Source organism: Citrobacter sp. (assembly GCF_050252275.1).
GTDB classification, from domain to species: domain Bacteria; phylum Pseudomonadota; class Gammaproteobacteria; order Enterobacterales; family Enterobacteriaceae; genus Citrobacter_A; species Citrobacter_A amalonaticus.
Map to the genome: position 1 here is coordinate 1 of NZ_JBFWLF010000325.1, position 4,907 is coordinate 4,907.

Genomic DNA, 4,907 nt, shown 5'->3' on the forward strand with positions numbered 1-4,907 from the left:
GTGGAGATCCAGGCGCTGGTCGATCACTCGATGATGGCTAACCCGCGTCGTGTCGCGGTGGGGCTGGAGCAGAACCGTCTGGCGATTCTGCTGGCGGTGTTGCATCGCCACGGCGGTCTGCAAATGGCCGATCAGGACGTGTTCGTTAACGTGGTGGGCGGCGTCAAAGTCACAGAGACCAGCGCGGATCTGGCGCTGCTGCTGGCGATGGTCTCCAGCCTGCGCGACAGGCCGCTGCCGCAGGACCTGGTAGTGTTTGGCGAAGTGGGGCTGGCAGGAGAGATTCGCCCGGTGCCCAGCGGTCAGGAGCGTATTTCCGAGGCCGCAAAACATGGTTTCCGTCGCGCGATTGTTCCGGCAGCTAACGTGCCAAAAAAACCGCCGGAAGGGATGCAGGTTTTTGGTGTCAAGAAGCTGGCGGATGCGTTAAACGTGTTTGACGACTTATAATGAGTGAAACGGAGGTTACCCATGTCGTCATTTGATTATCTGAAAACCGCGATCAAGCAAAAGGGCTGTACCCTGCAACAAGTGGCGGATGCCAGTGGAATGACCAAGGGCTATCTCAGTCAACTTCTCAATGCCAAGATCAAAAGTCCCAGCGCGCAAAAGCTGGAGGCGTTGCACCGTTTTCTGGGGCTGGAGTTTCCCCGGCAGCAGAAAAATATCGGTGTGGTATTCGGCAAATTTTATCCGTTGCACACCGGTCATATCTATCTGATTCAGCGCGCCTGTAGCCAGGTGGACGAGTTGCATATCATCATGGGCTATGACGATACGCGCGACCGCGCGCTGTTTGAAGACAGCGCCATGTCCCAGCAACCGACCGTGCCGGATCGTCTGCGCTGGCTGTTACAAACGTTCAAATATCAGAAAAATATCCGCATTCATGCCTTCAACGAAGAGGGGATGGAGCCGTATCCGCACGGCTGGGACGTCTGGAGCAAGGGCATCAAAGCGTTTATGGCGGAGAAGGGGATTGCGCCAAACTGGATCTATACCTCAGAGGAAGCCGATGCCCCGCAGTACCTGGAACATCTGGGTATCGAAACGGTGCTTATCGACCCGAAACGCACCTTTATGAGCATCAGCGGCGCGCAAATCCGTGAAAACCCCTTCCGCTACTGGGAATATATTCCGACTGAAGTGAAGCCGTTCTTCGTGCGTACCGTGGCGGTGCTGGGTGGAGAATCGAGTGGGAAATCGACGCTGGTCAATAAGCTGGCGAATATCTTCAATACCACCAGTGCGTGGGAGTATGGCCGGGATTATGTCTTCTCTCATCTCGGGGGGGATGAGATGGCGCTGCAATATTCTGACTACGATAAAATTGCGCTGGGCCACGCGCAGTACATTGATTTTGCCGTGAAGTACGCCAATAAAGTGGCGTTTGTCGACACCGACTTCGTCACGACTCAGGCCTTCTGCAAAAAGTACGAAGGGCGAGAACATCCGTTTGTGCAGGCGTTGATTGATGAATACCGCTTCGACCTGGTGATCTTGCTGGAAAATAACACGCCGTGGGTGGCGGACGGTCTGCGCAGCCTCGGTAGTTCAGTGGATCGCAAAGAATTTCAGACGCTGCTGGTGGAGATGTTGCGCGAAAACAATATCGACTTCGTGCATGTCGAAGAGGCGGATTACGATGGCCGTTTCCTGCGTTGCGTCGAGCTGGTCAAAGAGATGATGGGTGAGCAGGGGTGATCCTCGCCAGGGGTGAACGCGATGTTTAAGCACTTGCAGGATATGGCGCTGTTTGCCCTGGTCGCCGAACACGGCAGCTTTACCGTCGCCGCGCAAAAGGCGGGGCTGCCGAAGTCGAGCGTCAGTCAGCGTATCAGCCAGCTTGAGCAGCACGTTGGCATTCGCCTGATCAACCGTACCACCCGCAAACTGAACCTGACCTACGCCGGTGAACACTATCTGGTGCACTGCCGGGAAATACTCGCTGCCAGCGAACGCGCCGATTATGCGGTTCAGCGCCTGCGCGACAACCCCAGCGGACGATTGCGCATCACGTCGCCGGCAGGCATTGGCGCGACACTGCTCGCGCGCCTGAACACGCAGTTCCAGCAACGCTACCCCGATGTTTATCTTGAGGTCAGTATCTCCGATGAACTGCTGGATTTGGTGGACAGCGGTTTTGACGTCGCGTTGCGCACTGGTAAGCCGCAGGATTCCTCGCTGATCGGACGTATGATTGGCCATTGCCCGCGCTATTTGCTGGCCTCGCCCGTTTATCTGTCACGTTATGCGCCGTTGAACCATCCCCGTCAACTGGTCGAACACCATTGCATCGCGCACAAAGCCTGGGCTGAGTGGTTATTTCATCGCGGTGATGAAGACTATCAGTACATGCCTGAGCGGGTGCATCTGACGGATAATCTGGTCTATGCCCGCGAAAGCGCCATCGCAGGGGCGGGGATCACGCTGCTGCCGGCGTTTATGCTGGAAGATAAAATCGAAAAGGGCGCTCTGATACCGGTACTGGCGCCATGGACAGTGGCGGGAAACGATCTTTGGCTGGTGTATCCCAGCCGTAAGCTGAACTCTCCCGCGCTGATGAGCTACATCGAATTTGCCATGCAGTTCGATGAGCTCAGACACTTCTACACCGCGGAATGAGACCGGCTCAGTCCTGACGCAGTACCTTGTGACCGTAGGCCAGCAGCGCGTCGGTGACGTTGCGCATCATCCGGCTTTCAGGCGCAAACCGATGCCAGTAGAGCATCCGGCGCTGAAACAGGCCTGGCGTGAGATCGATCAGTTCACCGCTTTGCAGCTCTTTTTCAATCTGCAGGTGCGGGATCATACAGCAGGTGGTGCCCTGACGCGCCAGTTGCACAAAGGCTTCCGAAGAGTTGACGATGTGGCACGGAACGCTGCCCGGCGGCAGATCAAAGTTCTGTTGCAGGAAGGCCTGGTGCATATCGTCCAGATGGTCAAACGCCACCGCAGGCGCTTTCAGTAGCGCGGAGCGGGTAACACCGTTCGGGAAGTAGCGTTCAGCAAACGCTTTGGAACCCACAAACAGATAGTCGAGCGCGCCGAGTTTATCCACCAGACAACTGGGCAGCGCCTGATGCTGAATACTCACCGCGCCTACCACTTCGCCGCGACGCAGACGTTCCTGGGTGCGGGTTTCATCTTCCACCTGCAGGTTAAGACGAATAGGGGAGTCAGCCAGTACCGGCGCCAGAGCCGGTAACAGCCAGGTCGCCAGACTGTCGGCGTTAACCGCCAGCGACAGCAGCAACGGCGTGGAGCCGGTCTGCTCATCGCCCAGCCATTCCTCTTCCAGCAGTTCGACCTGACGAAGCAGCGCCAACAGTTTTTGCCCCTGCTCGGTCGGACGCGGCGGAACGGTGCGGACCAGCAGCGGTTGTCCGAACATATTCTCAAGCTGCTTGATGCGTTGCGAAACGGCAGATTGGGTGATGCACAGCTTTTGCGCCGCGCGCTCAAACCCGCGTTCACGTATAACGGCATCCAGTGCTTGTAGTGTTCTGTAGTCCGGACGTTTCATTGATCTGACACACTCCTGAAATTTTTGCTTGTTCTGCACTATGACATAAATTTGCATTGGGTAAAGACGAAATCCGCAGCCTGCGAGCGGGTCGGGAAGATTTTTCCGCGCAATGGTCTATAATGCGCGTGAATTTTTCTCCACAAAGGCGAGACAATCATGACGCAGGATGAACTGAAAAAAGCAGTAGGATGGGCGGCACTTCAGTATGTACAGCCCGGCACCATTGTAGGGGTAGGTACCGGTTCAACAGCCGCGCACTTTATTGACGCGCTGGGCACCATGAAAGGTCAGATTGAAGGCGCGGTTTCCAGCTCGGATGCCTCAACCGAAAAACTCAAAAGTCTCGGTATCCCTGTGTTTGACCTCAACGAAGTGGACAGCCTTGGCGTTTACGTTGATGGCGCGGACGAAATTAACGGTCACATGCAGATGATTAAAGGCGGCGGCGCGGCGCTGACCCGTGAAAAAATCATTGCCTCCGTGGCGAAGAAATTTATCTGTATCGCCGACGCGTCCAAGGAAGTGGATATTCTGGGTAACTTCCCGCTGCCGGTTGAGGTTATCCCAATGGCGCGCAGCGCAGTGGCCCGCCAGTTAGTCAAACTGGGCGGTCGTCCGGAATACCGTCAGGGCGTGGTGACTGACAACGGTAACGTGATCCTTGATGTGCACGGCATGGAGATCCTCGATCCGGTGGCGATGGAAAATGCCATTAACGCTATTCCCGGCGTGGTGACTGTCGGCCTGTTTGCTAACCGTGGCGCGGATGTGGCGTTAATCGGGACCGCTGACGGCGTCAAAACCATCGTGAAATGATCTGACCAGGGGAGCGCTTCCCCGGTTAAAATTTTTTTGCAGGGCAAATTTGGTGACATGTATCACGTTTTGAATCTTGCCCTGCTGATTTCTCCAAAGAAAAACTTATCCCCAGCATTTTCCTCTGGCATTTGCCACTGAATGAACGTTCCTCAACAGAGCGACGCAAACGTTCATATTGCCGCAATAATTATTTTTGATATGTTGAAAGGCGGATGCAAATCCACACACACAATATCAGATTGCATAAAAAGACAGGGTCGGGAAATGGCAAAGGTATCGCTGGAGAAAGACAAGATTAAATTTCTGCTGGTTGAAGGCGTGCATCAAAAGGCGCTGGATAGCCTTCGGGCGGCAGGTTATACCAACATCGAATTTCACAAAGGGGCACTGGATGCTGAAGAGCTGAAAGAGTCCATCCGTGATGCCCACTTCATTGCCTGCGATCCCGTACCCATCTGACAGAAGAGGTGATTAACGCGGCGGAAAAACTGGTCGCTATCGGTTGCTTCTGTATCGGCACCAACCAGGTAGACCTGAAGGCGGCAGCAAAGCGCGGTAT

General features: G+C 55.2%; 5 protein-coding genes and 1 pseudogene. 5 read left to right on the forward strand and 1 reads right to left on the reverse strand.

The window, feature by feature from the left end:
- The 3 genes from AB7E14_RS20605 to AB7E14_RS20615 all read left to right on the forward strand — a co-directional run.
- A partial coding sequence (locus tag AB7E14_RS20605) for a magnesium chelatase domain-containing protein (RefSeq protein WP_428169875.1) occupies positions 1-450 on the forward strand: 450 nt, incomplete at its 5' end.
- A 21-nt stretch (positions 451-471) separates the two neighbouring features.
- Positions 472-1,704, forward strand: coding sequence for a multifunctional transcriptional regulator/nicotinamide-nucleotide adenylyltransferase/ribosylnicotinamide kinase NadR (gene nadR / locus AB7E14_RS20610; RefSeq protein WP_042999347.1), 1,233 nt, complete (start codon positions 472-474; stop codon positions 1,702-1,704).
- Between the two features lie 21 nt (positions 1,705-1,725).
- Positions 1,726-2,625, forward strand: coding sequence for a LysR family transcriptional regulator (locus AB7E14_RS20615; protein ID WP_125339146.1), 900 nt, complete (start codon positions 1,726-1,728; stop codon positions 2,623-2,625).
- A 7-nt stretch (positions 2,626-2,632) separates the two neighbouring features.
- Here AB7E14_RS20615 and argP read toward each other — a convergent pair whose 3' ends face one another.
- Positions 2,633-3,526, reverse strand: coding sequence for a DNA-binding transcriptional regulator ArgP (gene argP / locus AB7E14_RS20620; RefSeq protein WP_042322080.1), 894 nt, complete (start codon positions 3,524-3,526; stop codon positions 2,633-2,635).
- A 159-nt stretch (positions 3,527-3,685) separates the two neighbouring features.
- Between argP and rpiA the strand changes: the two genes are divergently transcribed.
- Positions 3,686-4,345: a ribose-5-phosphate isomerase RpiA gene (rpiA, locus tag AB7E14_RS20625; protein WP_042322083.1), complete on the forward strand. Its 660-nt coding sequence runs from the start codon at positions 3,686-3,688 to the stop codon at positions 4,343-4,345.
- A 267-nt stretch (positions 4,346-4,612) separates the two neighbouring features.
- Positions 4,613-4,907, forward strand: a pseudogene (locus AB7E14_RS20630) (phosphoglycerate dehydrogenase); the annotation flags it as partial.